The sequence below is a fragment of the Hafnia sp. HMSC23F03 genome (assembly GCF_001816025.1).
Taxonomy (GTDB): domain Bacteria; phylum Pseudomonadota; class Gammaproteobacteria; order Enterobacterales; family Enterobacteriaceae; genus Hafnia; species Hafnia paralvei.
Genome location: NZ_KV824237.1, coordinates 1 through 25016, shown reverse-complemented (window position 1 = coordinate 25016; position 25016 = coordinate 1). Strand labels below are relative to the sequence as shown.

The window sequence follows — 25016 nt, the reverse complement described above, 5'->3', positions numbered from 1 at the left end:
TGGAGTTGAGGCTGTGTGATAAAGCAAACGAATTGGCTACCAAACACGTTATAGAACCCGCTATATGGGGATTCATATTCTAGGTTTATGGTGCTCATGATGGTTCCTGACGGCGTTGTTTATCGGTGCGGGAGCCTGCGTTGTATCTGATGAGGCCGCAGATTAATACGTCGATTTCCAGTCTTGTCCAACTTGCCATCTGGATTGCCAGTGCTGAAGGTATTCTTTGGCTAACTCAGGTACTTCGGTGATGAGGATGGCATTCTCTGAATTTGATTTGTTGGCTGCCGAACTGAAGTTATATGACCCCGTTTCAACGTTGGCATCGTCGGTGATAATGACTTTGTCATGCATGATTTTGTATTTGCTGACAGTACGCAGCGGGATTTCTGCGTTAACCAGCAAGTTCATTGCTGATTTATTGGCTTTACATCTGTCGCAGACGTTTCCTTTCTCATCGATAACCACTCTGACATCCACGCCGCGCTTTTTAGCATTAATCAGAGCCTTCACCACCTCGGGTGACGTGAACGAATAAGCCATCATCCGGACCGACTTCTTTGATTGGTTAATGGTGTTTAGGACGACCTGTTGCGCAGTGCCTTCAGGAGAGAATCCCACCTGAATGGACGGAGCCGCTAGGGCGTAGGGCGTGATGCTGAGCATCAGTGTCAGTGTTAGCGCTTTGAACGATGTAGAGAGCGTAAACGTTTGACTTACGTGTTTCATAGAGTGTTCCTGATGGGATGCATAAGCACATGCCATTGTATTAATGGCTACGATTGGGTAGGGCATTAGTCACTGGTTCTGAGACATGAATGCCGTCGACTGTTTGGCCAGACGGCGGGCCATTGCATCCGAGACTTTGAGGGGATTAGGCTGTGTTTTCACCGTAAACCATTTTTTCCCGCGTTTATTGAGGACATCACGGGCGGCTTCAAAGAGGAGTATCCCCCGTTGCGTGGGGCTATAACTAATGTCACAACGGTTATCGAGATCCATCGCTACTTTCATCAGTCTCGCCAGAATCGGGTCCATGAGCGGCGGTATGGTGTGTGTTTCACTGCCGGCGACGATTTCATCCGTTCTTTGCAATACCATGCTGACTTCCATTTCAGACGGCGGCAGTAGACGGCTCAGGTGCGGATTTTGCGCGATTAAGTCGGCTTCGGTCGGGCTTCCTATATCGATGAAACGATTGATCCTGAGCTCAAGCTTGGACGATAACTTCTCGTCATCAGGGATATAGATGGCGCTGCTGGGTACCAATGCACTTTTAAACGAGATAAAGCCTTCGCCGGGATTCAGATCTTTTAGCTCATCGAGCGATATCCTATTTTTCTCACGGATATAGGTGGTGTTGGCCTCCTCATAGCTGCTGCTGACGGTGCCAGGTGTTCGTTTCATCTCACCCAGCTCGGCGTAGTAGTCTTTCCCTGCCGTGGCTTTCGCCAGTTCAAAGGTGTCCTTTTCATCCTGCAGCGCCATAAACCACTTCACAAGCATGTTGGCGTTGACGGTTTGGTATTCCCCTTTGAATTGCGCTATAAATCGTTGAATATCTTGAGCGGAAATGACGAGCATTATGCCAAGGCTACGCATCTGGGCGGCAAGGTCATCCATGCCGGGTGCAAAGTAACTTGCCAGCTCATCATGTACATCGGGGTAAGGGAACGGGTTATAAAACTTCTTACCTATCAGGACGTCTTTGCGTTTTCCCTCGAGCTGATAACCTAGGTCACGTGCAATCACCATGCGTTTAGCGGAAATGTATAATTTTCCCAAGTTTGCTGATTCACTCTTAGATAACTCGAGGGCAGGGATGAGTACGACCAGCGTGCGATCGTTATGCAAAACATCGCGAATATCGATATCGCCAGCATCAGTGGAGAATATGTGGCCGTAGACATCGTTAAACATGGCCAACATGCGAGAGAATTGCTGAATGAGAAAGCCATGCTGGTCATAAACGCCTTGATCCCACTCAGAAGGTTTGCTCACTAGCTCCATGCGGAAACCAGCCAGATTGTTGAGATAGGATTCCAGCGCATTCAAGGCTTCGTCGTGCCAACCATTTTGCTTACCTTCAATGTAGAGCTCGGCCATTTTCTTCAATGGCAGGTGTTTTTGTATCATTGATTGAGACAGGCGAAGACTCTCCTTTTTACACTTGTAATACAGCGCATAGACCAGCCCATAAAGCATCGGTTTCGCTTTATCCTGCCAGCCGGCTTCACTGGCACCCACTTGGGGTAGTAGCGATTCCATCAGCTGAATGATGAATGTGGCAGTTGCATCGCCAAAGAAGTTTATCGAGTTTGACTGTGGGCGTGTTCTGTCATTGCCGAGTAACTCATCGAAGCGATCACGGCCACCATTGAGGAAGTTAAGCACGTAGTAGTTATCTTCCTGCCCATAGCGTCGCATCAGTGACCAAATCGCGTAGGCGAGTCTGGTTTCCGCTTTACCATCGGAGAACGTCATTCCCCGCCCCATGCAAATGCTGTTGAGTTGAAGGGAAAGTAGGGCTTCTGTCTTCCCCGACCCCGTGGTGGCCAGCAGCTGCATATGACGAAGGCAGTCGTCCCTCGTTAGCCAAAGTTCTCGGCCTAGAAAACGTCGTCTGGCATGCCCCAGACACATGATGCCGGCTGACTTATCCCACGATAGTCGACGGCGCGTAAATCGGAAAAGGCCCATCGGGCCTTTAAATTCGTATGCGTTTTCTCGCTCGGTAGTCATATCAAGGCCACCGATATCCTTTGGCATCCGCAATGGCATCCTGAACAGCTGACCGAAGAATGTCAGCAGCCATATGGCGGTTGCAAATACTCCCGGAATGAGCACCCAGGTACGTAAAAAAGTGAGTATCAAGATAACGACAAGTCCAGCCTGAACAGTCACCGGCGCAAGTAAATAATCATCTATCCATGTTGACTGTGTTGTTTGCCTAACTCTGACCTTATCAACGGGCTGAGTATTATCGGATGGCATTATCGGCCCCCTGTATCGGTGCATTCATGAAGTTGGCCAGCGCGTCATCGCTGGTAAGGGCGCTAAAAGGAATATCCCGGCCATCATCAGCGATTAACTGCGGCGTACCAGGAAGCTGGTAATAGTCAAAAGCGCGGTCATTAATGCTGATGGCGTGCTGACCATCAGTGCAGCTGTCGGGCGCGGTTTCTTTGCTGGCAGTCGGTGAGAGAGAGACGTTACCGTCTGCTCTGAAGAGTGATTGCCACAGCGACGTGCGTTTATCGGGGGCGACACACAAAATAGGGGAAACAGCTGCGACCGTGTCCTGCTTGCCAACAAGTGTTACGGGGAAGATAACCACGTTGTAGTCACGGGTGAGTGCCTCGAGCGTAGGCTCGATTTCTTGGCAGTGAGGACAAAGAGGATCGGAGAAGACATATATCGTCCGTGTGCGACCGCTTGATAAATTAATGGTGTAACGGCCACTATCCGCTGCCTTTTTAAGACTCGCCGCGCGAATGGCCAACGCGTTATTGCTGCTTTCTTTGCTTGCCGGCGCTAGAGGTGCCGCAGCGGGAGGAAGTGCCGCGACGGGAGGCATCACTTGAGGTGCTTCGGTTCTACTGACCTCAGTCGGTGGTGGCGGTGGGGTTTGCCGTTTTGCATACTGATATCCGATGAATGCAAGACAGAAGAAAATTAATGGGGCAACAAAAAACCTAAAAAAGGCTAAGTTTATTTTGGCCCTCCGATGCTGTAGTTCTTCGTGTATTGCCTGCAGCAACGAAGCCGCAGTTTCGTGCGTAGATGCGCGATAAATCTCCTGTGGTGTTTGTGTTTTGCTGTCATGCATCAGCACGTTTCCTTGGATGAAAAAGCGGCTTAATGGACCAGGCATGATGATAAATAACGGCGCAGATGAATTTGGGTCGTAAGCCGATAACATCCCGTTTTTATACAAGACGGAGCAGTGGGTATGCATGTTGGAATCCTTTTGGAGAAATGAAAGCTAACTAGAAATGGTGTTAGTAATACGCTCGATAACTGTCTCTTCAGGAAGGAGAGAAGCGGATATGTTTCTTTGTCTCTGAGTTGGGAGGAGTTGCAGCCTCTGGTGGCACCTGTGCGTTTTGTTGAACTGCTGTCTGCGTTGGTATTGGCAGGGGCGTTTCGGGTACGTTATGAAGAAAAACCAGATCATCAAATGTTGTGCTGTCTTCTTGGGCTTCGCTACTGGTGTCAGGTTCGTGGTCATCAATAACCACACCAATGCTGCGTAAATCGTTTTCTAAACCCTGTACAGCGTAAACGGTGAGGTTGTCAGGCGGTGGAATAACCACACGCATCTTTTTCGACAGTTTCGATACGAGCGCTTCCCACTGTGCGGCAGCGACTGCGCCAGCACCTTCAACAAAGACTTTGCTGCGATCCGATGACGACAGGACATACCATAACGTTCTGTCTAGCCCCTTAAGCCAGCGAAACTGACCTGCAGGTAAACGCAAATCCTGAGCATGTAGGGCAGAGAGGGCCGTTCGCGTTGTGCTGTGGTGTTTAATCCACGCTTTAGCTTGAGGCGTGGCCATAACCAGCTGAAAAGCCTTTTCTGCAATGCTTAACTTTGGATAACCCCGCATCTTTCCATGCTCTTTCTGGCGTTTGCCACATGAGCGATTCAAAGCGTCTCGCAGCTCGAGAGCGGCAGGTCTGTCATCACAAAATACCTGTAAGCCGATGATGGCCACTAATGCACGCTCATGCGCGCTAAAGCTTGATGCGTTGTGCAACGGCGTCCCGAGTTGAGCATCAAAAGCCCGCTTAGCGCGCTCATGGTCGAGACGTTGTCCGATCACCAGTTTATGCTCGATGGCAAATTCATCGGGGCGCTGGGCGCTTCGATGCTCAGGCGGATCGACATTGAGTAGTTGCGTTTTAGGATCGCCATACTGCAATGCGGGAATAATGGCGGGGGAGAATTTGGACATGATTTTTGGCAGCGTATATATATCAATTCTGCGGCGAGTCAGACTCAGTGGATGGTTTCGAGTCGCGATGAGGCCGTACACCGTGATGGGGAGCATAAAGACATATAAAATTCCTGCAGTCTGGTTCATGACCTCAAGAAACTGGCCAAGACTTAGTTCTTCCACACGTTTGCTTGCCCAAGCGAGAAGATTCATTTTCTCGGCAACGTAGGTGTGTATCGATGCAAAGTCTGCTAGAGCCCACAGGTAATAAAGCATGGCGCAGCAGGCATAGTAGAAAATCGAATGAAAAATGACGATGGCAATCAGTATCAGCGCCAGCGCCATTAGCGTCATGGTCCCCTGATCATTATTTGAGGATGGAGTTGGGTGAGCGGCAGACATGACAAAGTCTCCAGTTAAGGTTTCAGGTTGTGAAGTCGGGATGTGGTGAGTTCGGAAAGACGATCTGGATATTGACGAAGGGAATATTTATTAAAGGGCGGGAAGCGGTTAACTCCCCACCCTTAACTACGTTTCAGCCGTCATCAGTCGATGAATTGGCGGATCAGTTCGAGAATGGCAATCAGCGCATTTGCAAACGCTGCTACTGCTCTCAGAACGATGATTAACAGGTTAACCATCCGTTTCTCCATTAAATGGAGCGAGTTGCCATAGCTTACTCATACACTGCCTGTCACTATGGTTTCTCAATGTTGGTTGTTGAGAGTCTCACTCCTGCCAGAGCACTAAACACAGCACCACCTGTTGCTCAGCCAGGGCTTGAATTCGTCCATGCCGCCAGAGCGGGAAGCAGGAATGAGAAACCTACATAGCCAACGGCGAGCAGTATAACCAGAACAGCTGGCTTTTGACATAATCGTGTGTCTGCTTTACTATGATTGTGTTGGTTGTTGAGAGTCTCTCTCCGGCCAGAGTTACCAACTCAGTGCTGGAATAGTAAAAAAGCCGACCTCACCAGTCGGTTTTTTTACGTCTGCAGAAAACCAATCTCTGACTCTTCAATGAAACAGAACCTGCGGGGTGTTTGCACCAGACAGAAAAAAGAGCACCTGAAAAGGTGCCCTTATAATGAGATATAAGAGAGATAGATAATCTAACTATTAAGATAGACATCTAGTCTGCTGCGAAATGCAGAGTTATTAGATAACGGGAAGCAAGGCATATCATAGTCATTGAACATTAGTTTAATGGTCGAGCCATTTAACTCATAACCAGAAAAAATATTCAGTGGAAACTCAGTAACTGTTTTATCACTGGCTAGTGATATTAGAACAATCTTTTCTGTTTTTAAGTTAATTCCTGCGTATCTACCAACAATGGGGTTAAATAGCTGCAACCCATTTGTAGATGTGAAGTTTAACTCGTGTAGTTTTTTTTCTATTCTACGCTTTCCAAACTTATATATATAATAAGAGGATGAAAAAAGCAAAAAGGTTATTAAAACAAAAGACCATGGAATTGGAGATAGAAAATCACCTTTCATTACATAAGAACCAAAAAGTGGTAACGTTATGCAAAAGAAGATAAAACCTAGCACGCAGGCTGAAACTACATACATTAGTTTTGCTGCTGAAAAAAGCTCTCTCATAAAGGCCTCATTTAATACCATCTTGGTTAATATTATTATTCTTTAATACTCTCATATTAGCACCTGGAGCCCTTTGCAGTCCATGAGAAAAACCAGCAAACATACTTTTAGTTGACTCAGCCATTCCACCTAAAATACTTGCTGCTTCACGCCCGCCAAGCCATGATATGACATAGTCAGGCATGGTGACTTGTAAAGCAAAAACTCGTGTCACTGTAGTGGTACAGATTCTTGCATAGACCATTAATAGCCCAACCATAGATACTATCCCTGTTATTGAATTTGCTTGCGCGTTGGCAATAACAGGACCAAAGAGCATATTTAATAATGTTCCAATAGCAACGATCACTAAACTCGCAAATGCAAAACCTAAAACCATTAACATAGGGCGTATTTGAGCATCAATAAGGAATATATATCCATAAGCAGACCTGCTTCCTTTTTCTTCCTCTGTACCTATGTGTGTTGCAGCCCATAATGATCCTCCTGTTGCACCAACTAACACACTAACAATCCAGTTAGCTGCTGCAGACAACCAGAATATGAATGGAATAAGTGGTAAATATATTGATAGGCTGAATCCAATGCCAAACAGCATAAGAAGAATAAAATATACGAATGGTGAAATTGTACTTATGGTATTTCGAAGAAGATCACTTCCTTGAAGGGATAGAATAGAAAATATCTTACCTGTAAATCCACTTGCATAAGTATCAACGGATATTTTTACTGCACTAAAAGCAATAAAAGCCACCTCGGTACTTGATAACGTATAATCACCGATTGCTTTCATTTTTAGCAATGGATTCATCTGGTTGCTATTGACCTGATCGCTACCTAGGTCATAAGTAGCAATTGCATTAGTGAATTGTTGCATAGGTGACCCAATTATCCCTACAAAGACCGCACTTGCGTCTGATGCGTCTTTGGCCTCTTGGGTATTCTTCGCTGTTTGGGTACCTAATGGCGGTGTGTAGGGAGAGTTTTGAATCTGCGCCTGATAGGCCGTCATCACATTGTTTAGCGTATCACTCACACCAATATCGCCCAGTGATGTCTGACCGCTGACTACGGGTTTGAGTGCCACCGCGTCACTGACTTTTTGGTTAGCTGTCGCGAATGTCTGATACCACGCCCCCAGTGAAAGCCAACCACTCTTTTTGAGTTGCGCTGTCATGGCGGTCGCTAGCTCGTTGCCATTCCCCTGAGCGTTTACCACTTTGTTGATGGTATCTTCATATGTGTGTGCCGCTTGTTGGATGGCCGTTTCTGCATCAGGGATAGCGCCACTCCCATTCTTTTGTTTATTCAGCAGGGCAGTGACGAACGCCGAGGCATTTTGACTCAGCGTGTTCTGCATCTGATTCATGGCATTACGCTGTGCAGACTCGATAGCATCTGTGTTTACATCAGGTGAGAACAACCAGCCCGTCATGCTGTGCTTACTCGACGCCGGTAATCGCGCCGAACCACAGCTGGCACTGCCGTTGGTGATTTCAAATCCGTCCGTGACACTCTTGATGGCCATGAGCGGCGTATCGCTTTTCCCATATTGGCCATACATGCTGCTGAGTTCCGCGTTGGTCGCGTACATGCACAAATTCATTTCATAAATGGCGCGCGCAGAGCTGACGGTTTGTGGGGCGACAGGTTGCATCACCAGTGAATAGCCGCTTTGCATCAGGTCAGCAATTTTGTCTGTCATCAGGTTAGCGCTGCCGATACCCATAACGGATACGGCCCACAGGAAGACCAGCTGTGCGAGCGACCAGCCTGATACCGTGGGTACCAGAAATAGAAAGCCCGCGACCGTTGTCACGACCGCCATTGGCGTTGCACCACTGCCAAAGACTTTCCCTGTGTGACCTGCTTTGGTGATGTGCTTGAGACTTATCATCAAAAACCAGATAACAGCGAGGGCAAAGACGATACCGTTAAAAATGAAGAAGAGTTGACCGACCATCGTCGCGTTGGTGGATAGCGGGTCTGTGACAACGTCACCGAAAATCATCACCAAGAGTTGACGAGACAAGTCAGTCGAGCGTTTAGCCGCCGCTTCAATGCTGTCAAAACTCACCGCTGTATCAGCGAAGGCGTATGACGCCCAAAGCAAATTGACCAGTACACTGGCATAAAGGGTTCGTAACCATTTCATATATATCGACCTCGGCCGGAACGACCGTTGATGCAAGACAGGGAGGGAGGTGCTAACGCCAAGGAAATAAGGTCATACGTATCCACGGAGTTTCACGACGGAAATCAGTGAAGGTGCCTTTTTCACCTGTATTTACCCGCTGCTCACGCAGCTGCCAGAGCCGCCACGTACAGACAAGGGCCTGCAGAAAAGGAATGCTGCTCAGTCCCAGCAAGACCACCGTGATCACGCCCGCTCGCAACAGTAATGAGAAAGTCGATATCCCGCTGGAGAGTACGGCTAACAGTAAACCGAAGGCCAATAGGGCAGGAATACCGCTCATCGCCAGATAAAGCCGTTTACGCCGGAGTTGCTGACGTTCGATAGCATCGATATCCATGCCGCTGGCTGTTACAGCTTCCTGCCAACTTAACTCGGGTTGCCGGCGACGTCGCGCAATGAGCTTTCTGGCCACACGCATGCGCTGCAGTTGCTTACCCAGTGAAGGAATAATGCGGTTTTTGGTGTAGCGTGCTTCAGATAGCGGAACAAAGAGGTTGGCCAGAAAGTACAGGCCGGTTTTTATCTTCATCGCGCGGCCCCCGCTTTAACTTGTTCCATCTTGCCAGCCAACTGCGGTCGGTAATGTTCTGTGGCCATCAGCGCCAGCTGCTGACCGACCAGAATGTTGTTCTTTTCCTGTTCGTGCTTAATGCCTAACGCCAGCCAGTTCCCCAGGTTTTGCACGCGTATCTGCTCGCGAACAAGGTTGTCACCTTCCATCTGCTGCAGGTCAGCTAAATAGGCAGTATTGGCATAGCGTCTTCCTACTTCGAATGATTCAAACTCACGCTGAGACATTTGACCCGATGACTGTGCCTGCTGTGATGCGGTGTCATTAAAGTAACTTTGCGCCGATGGCACCTTAAGTGCGTCTTTCAAGGCATCTTTAGTGGCCGCATTCGGAGAACTTGCAGCAATCATGGCCATTTGCGGCTCGCGGGCCGCATCCATGATGCCCTCGTACTGTGTCATCAGACCTGCATACTGTTTACCCGAGGCCGTTTTGACCTCTCCTTTACCCAATTGACGTCCCGCTGAAGGGGCTGTGGTATTGAGGGTGTAGGCGACGGCTGCGTCAATCTGAGTCTGCGTGAACGTCAAATCAGGCGTTTTGCCCACCTTTCCGGCACCATCGAGTAAAGACGCTAACTGCTTATCACCGCCCGGATACTGTGATATTGCAGGGCACAGGTCGGTACCACCATACGCAGCATAGTCTGTGGCGTCACACCACTGTCCGTGTAGCGCGGCACTTTGATATTGCACCTGTTCAGGCGCCGGTGTGGCCTCAGTTAAGGCTGTTTTTAACTTCCCGTTGCTGACACCACCACCTCGCGAATAGCCGCTCTGCGTGGCGCGAGCTTGACTATTAACACGGGCCGCTGCGCCCGACGTTGACTCCGTACAAATCGTTTCAGGAACGGCAAAGCTGCGGCGTGATTGCTCAAGCCGTTCAGACTGGCGTGCGAAGCTATCCTGTGTCGCTCTGGATTGCTCTGCCTGCTCGATCATTGAAGATATTTTGTCGCCGTTGGCATTGATGGCCGCGCCCACCTGATGCTGCGTCGTCGATATCTCGGTTAATGTGCCATTGGCGGCGCGCAGTTGAGGCATAACATCGCGCGTAATAGGCACGCTACTGTTTACGTTAACCGTAGCGGCCCGCGTTGGCGTGGTAATGAGTAATGAAATCAGGGATATCGTGAAAATAGCGGGGAGGGTATATCGGTGAGTTTGTTTGTCCATTTTACGCTCTCTGTTTGTCACCCTTGCAGGTAGCCGTAATCGCTGAGGAGTTGATTGGCAAGGAGATTGACCACGCTGGTGTCATCATCATTACTTGCCTTATCTTTCATGTGGTTAAGTTGCGCGCTGGCGCTGCCGCGAGGAAATTTAGTGGCCAGCAGTTCACGGGCGACATGCGACCCGAGTTTTTCAGTGAGTCGTTTTCTCAAGGCTCGGTCAGCCGGCGTTGAGTTCAGCGCCCACAGCTCGCGAGGGCCAACGGCATGTTTGAGCAATTGGGCAACATTGCCGCGTGAAGTTTTGAATATGCCCAAAAAGGTGGTCCCCGAACCATCAGGTGCTGCGCCCGGTGGTGTTGTCAGCAGACGCCGCAGGGTTATCTCCGGAATTTGATAGGCTTTGGTGAGTAGAGAAAAATCTTTTTCACGGACGCGCATCATGTAGACGGAGTTCGCTGACTCAAGCAGATCAGGCGGGTAGTCATCAGGATATTGAGAAGCAAAAACCGTGCGTACACCGAACTTACGTTGCTCACGGTCTTCGGTCTGCAGCGCATCCCACAGCACCTGTACCCCTTTGATATTGTGCATTTCATCGATGAATATCAGCTTGGTTTCCTGATCTAACTGTTCAATACGTTTGCGGTGCAACGGGATGTAGCGGGGATCAAGATTGGCATAAATTTCATCCTGAATTTGCGGCAGGTAAAAGTCATTCCCGCCTCCAATTTGACGCGCAAATTGATACATGATGCCGGTCTTTAATTTTCCTTCCGGTGTGGGCTTACCAGCGACGTTATTGACATCGACAATCGCAATACGGGTTTCTGGACTGAATATAAGGCGGGTTCTACCTGACAGCAGGGGGTAGTCGGTCAGAGCCTTTGCCAGACACCGTGAAACATACTGTAGTAAAGATTCTTGAGTACCTGGTCGTGTCACGCCAACAAAATTGTCGGCTAGCTCTTTTTTGCTAAGTTCATTCTGCAGGTCGTTTAGTAGCGGCACCGCCTGTGACTGTGCCAGTGTTGCTTCTGAGACATAGCCTTTATCAAACAACATATCGCGGACTTCATACCATGTTGCCGACACCCACCATTCTGGCGAGTAAGCATGAAGAATTTCGCTTTCTTCGAGTGCACGATCAACTTCAGGAACAAGCCCTGCCCCATAGCGCGTCGGGTTAATTTCTCCCTTTTCTTTGAAAGCACTATCGACAATCCTCCCAAGAATATCAGCGCAGCTGGTAGGGTCAGGTGGCAATCCGGTCGCGGGATCTGCGCATAAGCTTTTGAGCAAACTTAAAATGTAATCACGCTCTGTACTTAGCGGGGCTTTTAATCCCAACTGAATATCCATCGGATTACGGCAGTGCTCAGCGGTATTTTTCAGAACAATACTGACAATTTTATGTTTCGCATCGTCTGGCAGCGCATCATAGACGATGTCGTAGAACCCTTGCGTGGTGTATCCCTTATCGATGAGTAACATAAAGGGAACATCAATATTACTGTTGGCCAGAAACGAGAGATGGCTACTGTTAGCGATGACCGACTTACCTGAGCCGGGTGGCCCCATAATGATCTCGGTGTGTTTTTCCTGCAAAGGACTGGCTAACTTTATGACGAACGGCTTGCGGCCCGGCGTCAGATAGACAACGTTGCCTTCAGACCAGGGACTGCACGGCTGCTGCAGCGGCAACAGGCGTAATGCGTCAGACAGGGTAGAGAACATCAGGTTAGGACCGCTGTAGCTGGAAACCGCGGGTAATGTTGATATCCATGCACGCACCGGATCACCAAAGGTTCCCGTGACATCAGTGATCCCCCACCCCTGCAGTGATTTCTTGAGCAGGGTGAGATTACGCTGCAGCGCTTTATTGTCGCGGTGCCACGTACTGGCGGTAATGCTTAATACGACAATCGGGTCCTTTTTATCCTGCTCCAGCAACCACTGTACGGATTCATACTGCTGACGCAGGGCAGGGATAATCGCCAGAAAGGTCAGCAGGAAGTTCTTGTACCCGAGCTGTGAGGCACCGCCCGGCATAATATCGAACCGTAAACGCCACGGCACCTGACGGGGGACGTTGGCAAAGAGTTCGGGGAAGATTTGCGGCCGCTGTGGAAATAACGTCATGGCCAGCTGACCGTGGAAGAACCCGTCTACTTTCACAATGGGTCCTTCTGTGGAGATTTGGGTATCGCAGTATTGATAGTTCAGGTGAGGGGCAAGGCATGCACTGATATCTTTGCCATCACCTCTAAGTTTGCCATGTGGCATGACGCGATCACCAGGAAGTAAAGGTTGCCAGTACGGTGAGGTGCTGCTTTTTTCTATTTCATCACGAATGACACGACCTGTTTCATGTGCATCCATAAGACGGACAGACACGCCGTTGTTTCCTGCGTTCATATCGAAGATAAGCTTGTCTAGAAATGCATCATGGCGAAGCTTTAAACCTTCAAACTCTGCGTAGATCGGGTTTTGTGAGAATCGCGCTTCGGGTAATTCACCCAGCGCGTTCTGTCGGCGGATTTCGTTTTTATGTTCATCAGCAGGTAGGGCACCGATGGCGGTATAGACAATCAGAAAGACCCGCTCACGCGCCATATAGGGCGACATCTTTTCGATACGCTCTTGTCCCAAGTCGTCCATATCCAGATGCAGGCGCTTCCATCCGCGCCGCAGCGGCTTCATGAGCTCGGTCATTTCTTCTTTTCCACGATCGGGATCGTGTTCAAAAGCAACACTGAGCTTATGACCTAACGCTTTAAAATCGCCCGTCAGCTTGTCGGCAAGGTGGGTATAAAAGAACTGAAACGTACCTGACTTCGGCGGCTGTCCTTCGGGGGATTCTTCAAAGCTGAAGTCTCGAAAAGCCCCTTTGATTTCCAGACAGCTGACAAAGTCATTATTTTTGGTGGTTTGAATATAGGCCGCATCCATTGACGGGTGGCGAATTCTGTCATCGTCTGTTAAGCCAATGACGGTGCGTAGGTCACAATAGTCTGCAAAATTCTGGCCCAGTGTGTAGCGTGACAGCCACGCCAGTGCGTCTTCCATTTTATCGAGGATCATGCGACACCTTGCTTGCGGTAATGTTGATACATCAATGGCCACCAATCCGGCGTGGATTCGAGTGGGGTTAAATCTGTGGGTTCTGGCAGACGAGCGGGGTTAAGCACCGGTGACAAGTTGTGCCATGCAGCACGTGTCTCGTTACGTTGTAAGGGTGCCGTTCTGTGTAATGCTTGCGCAAAGGCACCGGGATGTGAGGTATCAAAGCGCTTTTCAGCCAGCGTTTTATGCTCAGTGAGCCATGCTAGTAGCTGTTGGGCATCCTTTCGCGTTTGCTCATCGTCACAACGAAGTGCGACATACAACGTGCGTTGGAAGTGGCTGATATCTTCAGGTGATAAGCCGGGGAGGATTGCCATGACCGCACTGTCTGCGTTGAGCGTATTGAGCTCTCTCCATGCGCGACAAAACGGATCGACGACCGTGAGATTGCTGTCATCGCGATTGAGCGGGTTTCCATCACGGTGTATTGCCGTATTGTGACCAGAAGGATAACCACAATATTCACATTCGCAGCCCAATGATTGCGCATGGGCATTTTTAAGCACGGAGTCTTCTGCAGGCGATTCACCGGCAATAGTGTGTTTAAGATCGAGTTCAAGCATATAGCCCCTTTGGCGTAGTAAATGGAAGATGGACGCGTAAAAAAAGGTGGCTTTTAAAGATAAGGAGATGAGGGTGATGAATAGCATTGTTAAAAGGTAGAAAATTATTGTTGCTCGGATAGGGCGATCATAATATGGAATGCATTTTATTTTTGTTGATAATAGCGCCAGTGATTTAAGGCCGAGATTTGCGCTTTGGGTAGATATGAGTAATATCACTAAGACAAAAGCACACACTTCGTTAAAACTTAATTCATGCGACATTGCCTCTTGGTAAAATAATAGGTAGGTAAAAATAAATAATGGAATGTAAATTAAAGATAAAATGCCGACTAAAATGACTGATTTTATAAGCGGTATTTTCACCCTTGGGTCGGCATCACCAATAAACCATTTTCAAAACATTGAATACTTCTTTAATCGGTGTTTCATGATAATTCCTCATGTTAAAGGCATCAGCGAAGGTTGCAATTCTCCCATTTTTTATGGATAACGGCATCTAATATCATTTCAACGTCAGGAGCGTCATGTAAATCAAAAAGTTTTGAACCACACGGCTTTATTTCCCCGTTCTTTGTCCTGACACCTTTTATTATGGTGATGTGAACGTTAATGGCACTGCCGAGCAAGTATTTTGATAGGGTAATTGACTGTAAGGAAATGCTGAGATCTTCAGAGGGCAACCATATAGTCGGCGGCACGTTCACAATACTGTCCTTGCTGGTTATGCCATAAATGAAATATTCTTCATGTGACAGTGGCCAACTGCGGCTAATCCAATTCATAGAGTAGCCGAATAAGATACTTAATATTACCACTGCACAATAGGTTACGGTTCGTCTGTTCATAAGGATTCCATAGGGAGGGTAGTGTGAGATATGTCGAATAAACTTCACGAACGAAGCTGGTTTATCATGATTAAAGAGCTTCTTGTTCCGATCTGTCTACTTGTCTTGAGCGCTGTAACTTGGCATACAAGTAGGTATCAGAATGATGAGCGACTCGCATTTGAAAGAAATAATGCGCAGAGCTTGTTGGTTTTACAGAATAGTGAGTATTTTTTAAAGAAAACGGAGCATGATGTCTCAATGAAAAAAACAGAGGCGGATTTTCTCAAAGTAGCTTTTTCTGAATGCAATATAAATGGAAGGTCTGCAATAAAACAGATAAGTAATTATGCTGATGTACAATTTCCTCCGTCGGAAAGAAAACAGTTAATGAAGAGGGTTGAGGAGAACTGTTCCTCTGACAGTCATTCTAGTATAAATAGCAACAAGCCTAAGCAGACCGTGGAAGATTTTGTCCAATCAGGAAATGGTTTAATGAATACTAAAAATTATGATAAAGCCGCTGAAAAATATATTGAGGCGACAAAGTCTACCCCAAATGATGCCGCCCTTTGGGATCACAGGGCATATGCGCAATATCGGGCTGGGAATTATAATGATGCTATGAATAGCATTTCCGTTGCTATTAGAATAGGTAGTGATAATGAGAAAACGAATAGCAATATTGCAATTAATGCAGCCAAGATCTTATGTGCGCAAGGAAATTTAAGTGGAGGGAAAAACTATATACAGCAGGCTATAAATGCTTTTCCTTATTTATTTAATGTTGTCAAGCGAGATGGGGAATTACTTAGAGTATGTTCACTAACTGTACCTTCAGATAAATGATATTGGGTAGTGCCTGCTCATATAAGTGAAACTCCCCGACATAGTCGGGGAGTTCTGTTCATTAAATTCCTACCGGGTTTAGCCCCATTTGTTTCTGACCACGACTGACAATCTGGCTCAGTGCTAATAAGAACAGGCCAATGCCAAACATCACGGCAATCTCCCACGGTTTGATTTGTGGATTGTTCTTTTTCCAGCGCATCATCAGCAGTGCCAAAATGATGAAGATGATGCCAATCACGGGCGCCGCATCGAGCAGGGGTTGTTTAATGTCCGTGAAAAATCCCAGTCCGCTATTCACCATGCCACTCAGGTCATCGCCAGCGGCGTGGGCAGGTTGACTGGCCAGTGCGCTTAATAACAGCCCGCTTAACCACAGTGAAGTGCGGCGGCGAAGTTGATAAACGCGCAGGGAAAGTTCTACTGCAGACCACAGCATGATGTTTTTCAACGTTTTCATAGTATTCCTTAATTATTACCAGTGAATATTGATTGTGTTTTGAATGGCGTTAAGCACCGCCGGATTGCAGATTAAAAGCACGCCGCAAACAAAGCGCTTGATACCTGATGTGATGTCATCACCGCGTGATAGCCCAGTGTGACCGTCTTTTTGAGACCGTCGCAGGCGCAACAGTCCATTGAGAACAAAAAACCATCCCACCGTCTGCAGGACGGTTAGGCCCGCATTCACCGCAAGGGCAGCGGGACCATAACGGGCCTCCGGTACATACGAGATGGCATCGTATGTCACGGCACCTAACGCAAACTGATTGGCGCCAGCATTAACAACGCTCTCAATGCTGATGATGCAACACCCGAGTAGTAGGACTGCGAGAAAGGTGCCAGCGGAGTCAGCTCGCTGACCGCGCCGAGTTCGTCCCGCCTGACCAGACAGATAAAGAATGATAAGGGCGATGCCACCGACGCCTGCGATGGCCAGAACCAGTTGCGTTGTGATAGCGGATAAACTGTTTGCCGCATTGGCCAACATCTGGACAAAGTCCATATCCTCTCCTTGTATCTTGAAAATTGGTTAAAATAGCTGCGTTTGGATTTGGCAAGGTGTATGCAGCCCGACCTCTCCAGGGGTTTCAAGCCCGTCGTTAAGCGAATGGCACATACACTGAGCCACTCATCTGAAACCCGAACAGTTGTCCGTACTCCATAACGTATTTGCAAGGATGGGTAATAATGAGTCAGCCAAGTCCACTCTGTGTGTGTATCGATGTTTCGAAAGCAACTCTGGACATTGCCGCCAACAGCGCGATTGAACAATTTTCTGTTTGCAATGACGCTGACGGCTTTGATTCCATTATTGCTGAGTTGAGAAAGTACGCGGTTGTACTGGTTTTGATGGAGGCCACCGGAGGACTTGAATCTGCCGTAGCTTGTGCGCTTCAGTCCGAAGGTTTTGAGATCGCTGTGGTCAATCCTAGGCAGGCTCGAGACTTTGCCCGTGCCATGGGATATCTGGCCAAGACAGACCGTATTGACGCCAGAGTGCTCGCACAGATGGCTGAGGTTATTCATCGCCATCCTGAACGGGAACGCTTTATCCGGGCTATGCCGGATGCTGAACGTCAGGTTCTCACGGCTATGGTAGTGTGCAGACGGCAGTTGGTCACAATGCTGGTCGCTGAGCGTAATCGGTTGCACCCAGCCCACCCTCAAAGCAGAAAAAGTATTAATATCATCATCAAAGCGCTGGCAGATGAGCTTGCGCGGATCGATGAGGATATGAGTAACCATATTTGTATCCACTTCAAAGAACTCTCTGAGCGATTGAGTAGCATTAAGGGCGTTGGCATCATGACCGTTGCCGCACTGTTGGCCGAGGTTCCGGAACTGGGGCGGCTTTCGAGACGGGAAATCAGCGCACTTGTGGGCGTAGCGCCAGTAAACCGAGACTCGGGCACAATGAGAGGGCGACGAACGATCTTTGGTGGCAGGGCTGGAGTGCGAACAGCGCTGTACATGGCGACACTCGTTGCTACTCGCTTTAATCCAGTGATAAAAGCGTTTTACACGCGTCTTGTTGCGGCAGGAAAAGCCAAAAAAGTCGCTCTGGTTGCCTGTATGCGCAAACTGCTGACTATCCTGAATGCGATGCTCAGAAAGAACGAAGAATGGGATGAATCGTATCATTGTGTTGTTCCCTAATTTTTACGTTCAAGACAGTTGCTTAACGAATGACGCCCGATGAGGTCACCACTTCACGTTTGCTTTCATCGATGCGTAAAACCGTCGCGCCAGCAAAGTGGTCACCTGGTCTTAATGCCCAGCTGCTGCCTTGCCATGTCACCCATGCCAGTCCGGGATAAAGGCTGTTAATCTTCGCCTTATTTCCCGACCAGCGAGTTTTCGCTGACGTTTTAGTCGACGTTACTGCGTTTTTGGCCATTGAAGCCGTTTGTACCTGCGTCGCAATGACCGTGGGGGCCTGACGCGTCTTGTGTATCTCTGAGAGCTGCTGCTCAACGTGGTCAAGGCGGCGCGCTAATGCCGTTAATCCTTCACGCGTCTTCTCGCTGTAGACCTGTTGGGAATTTAACGCCCTCGAGACTTCCTCTGCGAGAGAGTCCGTGGGCGTCTCGGGCGGGGCTATTGTTGGCGTGTCTTGTGCTAATGCTGCCGGTTGAGAAGGGGACGGAGATGACTCAGGTTCAGGAGGTGACGTTATCGCAACCGGAGCGGTCGCCTCCACGGGCTCCGCTGCCGTGAATTGGGGTTGAGCTGGCGCTTGTGTACTGCTCCCACTCATTTTCCAGGTTAACCCCAAAATAGCAAAAATCGCCAGTGCGGCGATTTGAACTTTGGGCTGGTCATATAACGGACGCTTTTTAGGCTTATCCGATGAGATGATGGGCGAGTCTGCCGTGAGCTCATCGTCGTCCAAGGGTTCGGGCGCGGTTAACTCGGGATCAAAGTGTGGTTTCATTTCGCGTTTTCTCCTACGGGCGCGGGTATGCAGTCTTTGTCAGTGACGGGTTTCATAAACAAAATAGAGACAACCTGACGACGGTTAACATTGACCTGAGTGACGGGCAGACGAGAAGCGTCCTGCGACATGACTTGAGCCGTCTGTTGCCCGATACCGCCAGCAATCACGCCAGCGACGGCCTTTCCATCGGGTGATCCACGACCAGTCACGGTGCCGCTGTTGGTCGTCAGAATTTGTGTGTTGCTGTCCTCATACAGCTGTCCCACTTTGCCGATGCCGCTTGCAATAGCGGGTAAAACGATACGAGTGAAATAGCGATGATTAACATCACTGGCCACCGACGAACGCTGGGTTTCATCATCCAATGCATAGGCATCGATGGTGCAAGTCATCCCTTTAAAATCGAGCGTTTTAAAGTTCACGATGACGCCATCCCCTGCCAGCTGAACGTTCTGTGCTGCCAGAACGGCTCCCGCCAGCTTGCCCGCCGGTATGGTGGCCAACACTTTTGATTCCGGGTTATCTGAGTCAATCGCGGTGTCGATCGTGCCCGGATAACGTACCAATCCGGGGATGCTGATGCGCGATACTGCGGGCGTTGTTGTTGATGTCGCGGTCGTTTGCACGGATGACGTAGCAGCATCAGATGCCAGCCCAGGTACGCTCTGAGCCCACTGGCTGAAGGGCGATTGCCCGTCTTGGCCCTCACTGCCAAACGCGGTGGCCAACTGCATATCACTGGTGTGCCAGCGCGCGCTAAGCTGAGTCAGCAGGTTGTTGATTTGCTGTTTCTGCTCATCGTTCAAACCGCCTTGCTGTCCGTTTTGGGATGGTGAGGAATCACTTTGGGTATTGAGGGCAACGGGCGTTACGGGAACGTGAGAAACCAGCGGCGTCTCGTCATGTCGTTGGCTTTCACTGAGTGAGGCCACAAAGCTATTACCGTCGCTTTCGGCCTCCTGAGCGCCTTGTTGATTGGACAGTTTTAATAAGTCGCGGTATTGACGGCTTTCCTGTGAGGTGACTGATGCATTGTTGGCCACGCGATTTAAGTTGTACTGTGACTCAGGGATGGCTGACTGATGCAGCCACCCCCATCCCAGATAGCCACTGGCGGCAACAACCATAATGCCTATCACCACCAAGCCGAGCGTTTTTTTGCTGTCGCTGGCTGCGTCCTTTTCTATCGTCATTATTGCAGCTCCAGAGTCAGTGGGACGTTATGTCCCTGAACCGAGAAGGTGACATACGGCGTCACCGGCATTTTCCAGACGTGCGTGCCGTCAGCGGAGGACAAAGTGCTGTCAAACGCATCGCGCAACTCAGCGCGAGAGCGCAGATAAACATCATCGCCCAGTTGCCATGCCTGAACATCGGGCACGCCGCCCTGCGTTTTGATGCGCTGGGCTTCTTTCGGGGGAACACCGTCAAGAAATGCCTGCAGCGTGTTGTCGTATAGGCCCACTTTCTGGCGAGGTGCCGCCATTGGGCGTGCCGAAGGACCAGACTGGGGTATTCGCAGATCTAGACGACTGTCGGTGGGTTGAGATGCTTGGGTATTGCTGGGCTCACCGCTGGTCATACTGATAGAGATGGGCACCGCTAACCCTTTGAGATAGACAGTCACACTTCCGGTGTCATAGGCACGCCGTGCCTGAATGGCCATCGAGGGAGTGTCGGGCAGATAATTCACCTGAAATCCTGCTGGATTGCCATTGACCGGGGGGGCGGCAATAGGCCAAGGCGCACCTGTCTGGTCGGTAAAATTCACGACACCCGGATAGTTGGGGAGCACTTGCACCATCGGTAGCGATGATCCCGGCTCGAGATTCACGGTCAATGAACGTATGCGTGGAACGGCGGTGACTGGCGCCATTCCCGTACTACGTTGCACGCCATCAAGACCCGAGCGCAGCTGTTTAATGGCCTCAGCCGATAACGGCGTGGTGACGTTCTCAGCATACTGCAGAGCAGCATCGGGCGGCATCGGCGTTGGAATACTCGTGGCGGTCGTGTCTGCCACCGCCGCCGCGGGGGTCGTCGTCGGTGCAACGGGCAGTGCTGCCGGCGCAGGCGGAACCGATACGGTCGGCGTGGTTGATAATGACTGTGCCGGTTGCCATTGCGGCGGCGGTGTGTCTGCGGCGATGACCGACGCACTGCTTAATAGACCCGCGATAATGAATAGGGTTTGTTTCATTGTGCCGATGCCTCCCTGGTGACCACTTGTATCACTTCCAATCCGTCTTTTTTCAACCGAGGATCGGCGCGCGTCACGAGCATGACGAGGGTGAAGTTTTGTGGTGGCAGTGATGATGTCTGTCCGGTGAGTCGGAATGTGACGGGATACTGTAACCGCCATGCATAGGCCCCGTTATCAAGCACACCTTTGCTGTTAACGACACCGGTTGAGGTCAGCACTGACAGGTTCATTTTTTTATCACGGACGTTGGCCAGAACGTTCGAGTTGACCAGTGCGTTGTAGTAACTGGTAAAGCCCGCCGTATTGAAACCGTCCTGACGGGCATTGATTTGTTCGCGGTAATGGACAAAGTCGAGGGTGAAATCCTTGCGAATATGGCTAGCACCGTAATCAATAATATCGGCGTCGCTGTACACCGGTTCATTGATAGTTGGAATAGGAATGATACGACCGTGGTCACTGGCGATAACGCTTTGTGGTGGATTTGCCGCTTTCCAAGCGAGATAGAAATTACTGAGTAACAGAATAACGATAGCGATGGATTGCCATACGTTGACTGACAGACTTTTTCGCGTGAAGGCCACATTCAGTTGTGCACTTTGATGCTGTGCCACCGCAGCCGAGTACGGTTGTTCAGCCGTCACCTTGGGTGCGGCAGTTTTTTTATTCATAACACATTTCCATAGAGCGGTGTCCGCCTGAACACTCAGACGGACAGACGTTGGCAAGAGAAGTTACAGCGAGAAGGGGTAAGCAGTGCCCGCAGGCGGTGTGACGGGCGTGGGGGCTGACTGTTTATACTCGGTCCGTGGTGTGCTCCGTGTACCGACGGGAACGTTCGTGGTTGGGATATATCCCTGCCCTAAATCCCCCCACGGGTCGATATTTCCGGGCAACAGCGATGACACCTTATCCCGTGCCGCTGAACAGATTTTATCTTTGATCTGGTCAAATATCTGGCTGAAATCAGGGAACGTGGGCACCGTAATACTGGTGCTGATGTCCCCAAGGCATTGAGAGAAGCCGCTGTTTGCCTGCTTTTCTCGCTGAGCCCAAGACTCCGCCGCTTTACGGTCTTGCTCGTACCCCGCCTGAGCACCCGAAAGTGCCGCGTTTGCCGCCGCACAGCTGGCGGCATGTACTGCGGGCGCAGTAAGCACGGTAAGCAGCAACAAGCCGGTGAGGGCGATCTGTTTCATGGGGAAGCTCCATTAGTGACCCGGACGCGGCATGGTAGGGGCGTGTCGGTGGGTGGATTCAGGTTCACGGCGGACTACTAACTGGTCAGGTGCCACCGGTGCACTGTCAAACCCCAGCTGCTGCTGTAGTGCCGCCGAGCGCTTTTCCGGCTCGGTGCCCTGTGCATATAAGCGCTGTGGCTCATTATTGAGGCGAAAAACGTAGTCGTTAAAACTGCCGGTTTCATTGTTAATGGGGTTGCCGTAACCCAACGGTTGCAGTCCGTCAGGGGTGATTTCATTCAGCGTCATATGCGGGCTTCCGTTAGCGTTTTTACAAAGACGCCCCAGCACGGGTTTATAACGATCCTCATGCAGCACAACACCCTGAACAAAATCGCCGTGGGCTTTAACCAGTAATAATTTGAGCTGCCCTTCGGCATCCATCGATTGAAACAACGCTTTGCCTGCATCACGTGACGGTGAGGGAAGCGTTGGGCTATCAGGTTGCCTGTCAGGGGTTGGGACGCCTTTGCCATTGGGTTCCATCCACAATGCATCGGGAAGATTGGGCCAGTCAGGTAAGGCGACTTCGGCCTTTTTCGCCAACTCAGCCACTTCGGCTTGCAGGTCATGATAGGCTTTCAGTGAGTACGCCAGCATCTCGCTTGGCGGCGTCATCTCTCGGGTATTCGTGTTGACAATGGAAGGGTCAATGGCCTGTTTGGCTATCCAGTTATTGCGGTTGCGTTCTTCCTTGCGTGTGACGGCGTTACCGTTATCATCCAGCATCGGCTTCCCGTCCTTATCTTTCTGTTTGACCTCCACCATTACCGTGGTTTTTCCGGTCATCTGCAGCGTGACCAAGTCATTGTTTTTTAGTCCAGCATCAGCAATGGCTGCGCGCAATTCTGTCCCCCAGACGACACGCTCACCGTCTGCAGTTCGAAGTCGGGCGTAATAGCTGTTGCTTTCTCCCTTCTTAAAGTTATAGGGAGCAGGCCCATGTTTAAGCAACGTCCCCGTGAGTCCTAAAGACGCCTCATCATGACTGGCATTCATCGGGCCTGATGAAGGTGCTTTCTGCGGCAGAATATCGGCAGGAAGGTTATCTGCCGGCGTGATTGGTGGTGCAGACGTTGGCACCGTCGATGAGATAGGGGCAGATGTTGCGTTGCTCTGGCTCGGATGAACCAGAATTTCAGACGCCTCACTGCCCAGTGGCGTTGGCTCATCAGGCAATGGGGGCTCTGAGCGTATTTTTTCTCGCGCGGCCTCGAGCATTTTTATTTGCTCTTCGTTGGTGAGTTTGATCGGTAAATCGTATTCAGCAATCAGGTTTATCGCGCGCTGTTTAAAAGCGGGACTGCCGGTGAGTTCGATGTTTCCCTGCAGGACCATATCCTGTTTGGCCACCAACAACGCGCCGAGGATCATGCGGTCGTTTTGACTCGCCTGCGGCGTGGCCATAATGATACGACCTTGCTGCATGTAGCGTGTAAAAGCACGCTCGCCGTCAAGTAAATAGTGTTGAGTACCGCGCTCACTTCCCGCTTTATGCAATAAAACCCCTTCCAGTGCGACGAGATCGATACGTTCTCGTGCCTGCTGACTCCTTTCAAACTTAATGCCGTCAGGTTCGATCTCCGGTGCCGCCTCATCTACCGGTGTGTCATTTTCGCCTGTCGGTGTCTGTGCTTTCTTACTTACTGGCGGTTTCTGTTCATCTTGGTGCGGCGTGACCGTCGATATTTCCTGCTCCTCGGTAGTCGGTGCCGACACCACGGGGGGAGATTCCTGAGTTAATAACGACGCGATTGATACGTGGTTCTCTTGTTCAACTGCCTCAGCGGTTTCAGGTGCCGCTGGTAAAACATCACTCTCGATTGGAATAAGCGGCTCAGCGCTTGCACTCTCCTGCGAAACAGCGGTTGCCGTTGTCTGTTGCTGTGGGCTTTCAGGTGTTTTAACTGTGCTGGCGTTACCTTTGTCGTCGCCGGTGGCAGGCGTATCTATTTTCTTGGCTCTGCGTGTTTTTTTCGGTGGTGTGACCGTAGGCGTTTCAGGAGGCGAAACCGTCTGCTCTGGTGCTATTGGCGGCTCAGGCGTCGCCTGACCTCTGGCCATCCAGTCTTCATAGGCCCGCTGGTTTTCTGCATCATATATCTGTTCGTTTTCGACGCCATTTACCTCTAGGTTTTCAACTTCATGCTGACCTACAGGTTCATTATTGACGCTCTCTGGTTCATTCATGGTAACAGTCTCAATCGGTTGTCGGGATGGCGGCGAGTCCGGTGTGGACTCGGGGAGCAAGCGTTGACGGTATGGGGCGAGCTCATCAATTAGCGCTGTGAGTCCGCGTGATTGATGGAGATCGTTAAAGTCAGTGAAGCCCTGTGCCTTTTCGGCTGGGGTCAATGCAGGCAGCACGGCAATCCCGCCAGTAAGCTCGGCGGCTTTCTCTGCCGCTTCTTTGCCGGGATTACCGGGACGTTTAGGCTTTGGTGGATCATCATCCCCAAGAAACAGCATTGGGCTGTCGGGGTATTTTTGATGGAGCTGCTCAGCAACTTTGACCAGATTTCCGGAATCGATGGTCATCACAACGGGCATTTTTAGCGCCATTGCGCCACTGGCGGCGGTGGCATATCCCTCAGCACAGACAATGGGTTTGCCATTTTTTAGCGAGCCACCGACGACAAAAAAATTGCCACTTTTCTCTGCGTCTTTGGTCAGCCGCTTATTACCGTCTGCGTCTATGGTCTGCATCGAGCGAATGACGCCGTCGATGTTTTGCAGGGGAATAAGCAATTTTTGCTTTTCGTCGATGTGTACGCC

Annotated in this window: 21 protein-coding genes; 2 read left to right on the top strand and 19 right to left on the bottom strand. The window is 50.0% G+C overall.

Annotation, left to right across the window (positions count from 1 at the left end; genetic code table 11):
* Positions 1 to 162: 162 nt before the first annotated feature.
* From HMPREF3091_RS18295 to HMPREF3091_RS18250, 11 genes are all read right to left on the bottom strand, one after another.
* Entirely contained in the window at positions 163 to 729 is a 567-nt protein-coding gene (locus HMPREF3091_RS18295) for a phospholipase D family nuclease (protein ID WP_070717832.1), read from the bottom strand.
* Between the two features lie 69 nt (positions 730 to 798).
* Positions 799 to 2994 carry an F-type conjugative transfer protein TrbC gene (trbC, locus tag HMPREF3091_RS18290; protein ID WP_070717829.1) on the bottom strand — a complete coding sequence of 732 codons (2196 nt, stop codon included), beginning with the start codon at positions 2992 to 2994 and terminating at the stop codon, positions 799 to 801.
* On the bottom strand, positions 2981 to 3958 hold the full coding sequence (locus HMPREF3091_RS18285; protein WP_070717827.1) for a thioredoxin domain-containing protein: 978 nt from the start codon (positions 3956 to 3958) through the stop codon (positions 2981 to 2983). The genes trbC and HMPREF3091_RS18285 overlap by 14 nt, the downstream gene beginning before the upstream one ends.
* A gap of 70 nt (positions 3959 to 4028) precedes the next feature.
* Entirely contained in the window at positions 4029 to 5345 is a 1317-nt protein-coding gene (locus HMPREF3091_RS18280) for a secretion/conjugation apparatus DotM-related subunit (RefSeq protein ID WP_246840023.1), read from the bottom strand.
* 143 nt (positions 5346 to 5488) lie between these two features.
* Complete coding sequence (dqlB, locus tag HMPREF3091_RS23025; protein WP_305793970.1) at positions 5489 to 5584, bottom strand: DinQ-like type I toxin DqlB; 96 nt, start codon at positions 5582 to 5584, stop codon at positions 5489 to 5491.
* A 473-nt stretch (positions 5585 to 6057) separates the two neighbouring features.
* Positions 6058 to 6552 carry a hypothetical protein gene (locus tag HMPREF3091_RS18275; RefSeq protein ID WP_070717824.1) on the bottom strand — a complete coding sequence of 165 codons (495 nt, stop codon included), beginning with the start codon at positions 6550 to 6552 and terminating at the stop codon, positions 6058 to 6060.
* A gap of 7 nt (positions 6553 to 6559) precedes the next feature.
* Positions 6560 to 8707, bottom strand: a complete 2148-nt coding sequence (locus HMPREF3091_RS18270; RefSeq protein ID WP_070717821.1) for a DotA/TraY family protein — start codon at positions 8705 to 8707, stop codon at positions 6560 to 6562.
* A gap of 52 nt (positions 8708 to 8759) precedes the next feature.
* Positions 8760 to 9278, bottom strand: a complete 519-nt coding sequence (gene traX, locus HMPREF3091_RS18265) for a conjugal transfer protein TraX (RefSeq protein ID WP_070717819.1) — start codon at positions 9276 to 9278, stop codon at positions 8760 to 8762.
* The gene (gene traW, locus HMPREF3091_RS18260; RefSeq protein ID WP_070717815.1) at positions 9275 to 10495 is read right to left on the bottom strand and encodes a conjugal transfer protein TraW; all 1221 of its coding nucleotides are present in this window, start codon (positions 10493 to 10495) and stop codon (positions 9275 to 9277) included. Before traW ends, traX begins: the two co-directional genes overlap by 4 nt.
* Positions 10496 to 10512: 17 nt before the next feature.
* Positions 10513 to 13575 carry a conjugal transfer protein gene (locus HMPREF3091_RS18255; RefSeq protein ID WP_070717813.1) on the bottom strand — a complete coding sequence of 1021 codons (3063 nt, stop codon included), beginning with the start codon at positions 13573 to 13575 and terminating at the stop codon, positions 10513 to 10515.
* Positions 13572 to 14180 (bottom strand): hypothetical protein, encoded by a 609-nt coding sequence (locus tag HMPREF3091_RS18250; protein ID WP_070717809.1) that lies wholly within the window; start codon positions 14178 to 14180, stop codon positions 13572 to 13574. The genes HMPREF3091_RS18255 and HMPREF3091_RS18250 overlap by 4 nt, the downstream gene beginning before the upstream one ends.
* 878 nt (positions 14181 to 15058) lie before the next feature.
* Here HMPREF3091_RS18250 and HMPREF3091_RS18240 point away from each other — a divergent pair.
* Positions 15059 to 15856, top strand: a complete 798-nt coding sequence (locus tag HMPREF3091_RS18240) for a tetratricopeptide repeat protein (RefSeq protein WP_070717799.1) — start codon at positions 15059 to 15061, stop codon at positions 15854 to 15856.
* Between the two features lie 61 nt (positions 15857 to 15917).
* Here the strand turns inward: HMPREF3091_RS18240 and HMPREF3091_RS18235 are convergent, their stop codons facing one another.
* Both HMPREF3091_RS18235 and traQ read right to left on the bottom strand, forming a co-directional pair.
* Entirely contained in the window at positions 15918 to 16316 is a 399-nt protein-coding gene (locus tag HMPREF3091_RS18235) for a DUF6750 family protein (RefSeq protein ID WP_046449680.1), read from the bottom strand.
* A 15-nt stretch (positions 16317 to 16331) separates the two neighbouring features.
* Positions 16332 to 16862 carry a conjugal transfer protein TraQ gene (traQ, locus tag HMPREF3091_RS18230; RefSeq protein WP_070717796.1) on the bottom strand — a complete coding sequence of 177 codons (531 nt, stop codon included), beginning with the start codon at positions 16860 to 16862 and terminating at the stop codon, positions 16332 to 16334.
* Between the two features lie 185 nt (positions 16863 to 17047).
* Here traQ and HMPREF3091_RS18225 point away from each other — a divergent pair, with 185 nt between their 5' ends.
* Complete coding sequence (locus tag HMPREF3091_RS18225; RefSeq protein WP_070717791.1) at positions 17048 to 18016, top strand: IS110 family RNA-guided transposase; 969 nt, start codon at positions 17048 to 17050, stop codon at positions 18014 to 18016.
* A 22-nt stretch (positions 18017 to 18038) separates the two neighbouring features.
* Here the strand turns inward: HMPREF3091_RS18225 and HMPREF3091_RS18220 are convergent, their stop codons facing one another.
* The 6 genes from HMPREF3091_RS18220 to HMPREF3091_RS22695 form a co-directional block, all read right to left on the bottom strand.
* Complete coding sequence (locus HMPREF3091_RS18220) at positions 18039 to 18794, bottom strand: hypothetical protein (RefSeq protein ID WP_070717788.1); 756 nt, start codon at positions 18792 to 18794, stop codon at positions 18039 to 18041.
* Positions 18791 to 19990: a conjugal transfer protein TraO gene (gene traO, locus HMPREF3091_RS18215; RefSeq protein ID WP_070717785.1), complete on the bottom strand. Its 1200-nt coding sequence runs from the start codon at positions 19988 to 19990 to the stop codon at positions 18791 to 18793. Before traO ends, HMPREF3091_RS18220 begins: the two co-directional genes overlap by 4 nt.
* Positions 19990 to 20997: a DotH/IcmK family type IV secretion protein gene (locus tag HMPREF3091_RS18210; protein ID WP_070717781.1), complete on the bottom strand. Its 1008-nt coding sequence runs from the start codon at positions 20995 to 20997 to the stop codon at positions 19990 to 19992. Before HMPREF3091_RS18210 ends, traO begins: the two co-directional genes overlap by 1 nt.
* Positions 20994 to 21671 carry a DotI/IcmL/TraM family protein gene (locus HMPREF3091_RS18205; protein WP_046449675.1) on the bottom strand — a complete coding sequence of 226 codons (678 nt, stop codon included), beginning with the start codon at positions 21669 to 21671 and terminating at the stop codon, positions 20994 to 20996. Before HMPREF3091_RS18205 ends, HMPREF3091_RS18210 begins: the two co-directional genes overlap by 4 nt.
* A gap of 63 nt (positions 21672 to 21734) precedes the next feature.
* Positions 21735 to 22199 (bottom strand): hypothetical protein, encoded by a 465-nt coding sequence (locus HMPREF3091_RS18200; RefSeq protein ID WP_070717779.1) that lies wholly within the window; start codon positions 22197 to 22199, stop codon positions 21735 to 21737.
* A gap of 12 nt (positions 22200 to 22211) precedes the next feature.
* On the bottom strand, positions 22212 to 25016 hold a 2805-nt coding region (locus HMPREF3091_RS22695), incomplete at its 5' end, for an LPD7 domain-containing protein (protein WP_083321462.1).

Bases quoted from the DNA above. Each gene is read 5' to 3' on its own strand.
- HMPREF3091_RS18270 (WP_070717821.1), bottom strand. From the start codon at position 8,707: ATGAAATGGTTACGAACCCTTTATGCCAGTGTACTGGTCAATTTGCTT.
- dqlB (WP_305793970.1), bottom strand. From the start codon at position 5,584: ATGGTTAACCTGTTAATCATCGTTCTGAGAGCAGTAGCAGCGTTTGCA.
- traO (WP_070717785.1), bottom strand. From the start codon at position 19,990: ATGACGATAGAAAAGGACGCAGCCAGCGACAGCAAAAAAACGCTCGGC.
- HMPREF3091_RS18220 (WP_070717788.1), bottom strand. From the start codon at position 18,794: ATGAAACCACACTTTGATCCCGAGTTAACCGCGCCCGAACCCTTGGAC.
- HMPREF3091_RS18275 (WP_070717824.1), bottom strand. From the start codon at position 6,552: ATGAGAGAGCTTTTTTCAGCAGCAAAACTAATGTATGTAGTTTCAGCC.
- HMPREF3091_RS18210 (WP_070717781.1), bottom strand. From the start codon at position 20,997: ATGAAACAAACCCTATTCATTATCGCGGGTCTATTAAGCAGTGCGTCG.
- HMPREF3091_RS18250 (WP_070717809.1), bottom strand. From the start codon at position 14,180: ATGCTTGAACTCGATCTTAAACACACTATTGCCGGTGAATCGCCTGCA.
- traW (WP_070717815.1), bottom strand. From the start codon at position 10,495: ATGGACAAACAAACTCACCGATATACCCTCCCCGCTATTTTCACGATA.
- HMPREF3091_RS18240 (WP_070717799.1), top strand. From the start codon at position 15,059: ATGTCGAATAAACTTCACGAACGAAGCTGGTTTATCATGATTAAAGAG.
- HMPREF3091_RS18205 (WP_046449675.1), bottom strand. From the start codon at position 21,671: ATGAATAAAAAAACTGCCGCACCCAAGGTGACGGCTGAACAACCGTAC.
- HMPREF3091_RS18255 (WP_070717813.1), bottom strand. From the start codon at position 13,575: ATGATCCTCGATAAAATGGAAGACGCACTGGCGTGGCTGTCACGCTAC.
- traX (WP_070717819.1), bottom strand. From the start codon at position 9,278: ATGAAGATAAAAACCGGCCTGTACTTTCTGGCCAACCTCTTTGTTCCG.
- traQ (WP_070717796.1), bottom strand. From the start codon at position 16,862: ATGGACTTTGTCCAGATGTTGGCCAATGCGGCAAACAGTTTATCCGCT.
- HMPREF3091_RS18280 (WP_246840023.1), bottom strand. From the start codon at position 5,345: ATGTCTGCCGCTCACCCAACTCCATCCTCAAATAATGATCAGGGGACC.
- HMPREF3091_RS18295 (WP_070717832.1), bottom strand. From the start codon at position 729: ATGAAACACGTAAGTCAAACGTTTACGCTCTCTACATCGTTCAAAGCG.
- HMPREF3091_RS18285 (WP_070717827.1), bottom strand. From the start codon at position 3,958: ATGCATACCCACTGCTCCGTCTTGTATAAAAACGGGATGTTATCGGCT.
- trbC (WP_070717829.1), bottom strand. From the start codon at position 2,994: ATGCCATCCGATAATACTCAGCCCGTTGATAAGGTCAGAGTTAGGCAA.
- HMPREF3091_RS18200 (WP_070717779.1), bottom strand. From the start codon at position 22,199: ATGAAACAGATCGCCCTCACCGGCTTGTTGCTGCTTACCGTGCTTACT.
- HMPREF3091_RS18225 (WP_070717791.1), top strand. From the start codon at position 17,048: ATGAGTCAGCCAAGTCCACTCTGTGTGTGTATCGATGTTTCGAAAGCA.
- HMPREF3091_RS18235 (WP_046449680.1), bottom strand. From the start codon at position 16,316: ATGAAAACGTTGAAAAACATCATGCTGTGGTCTGCAGTAGAACTTTCC.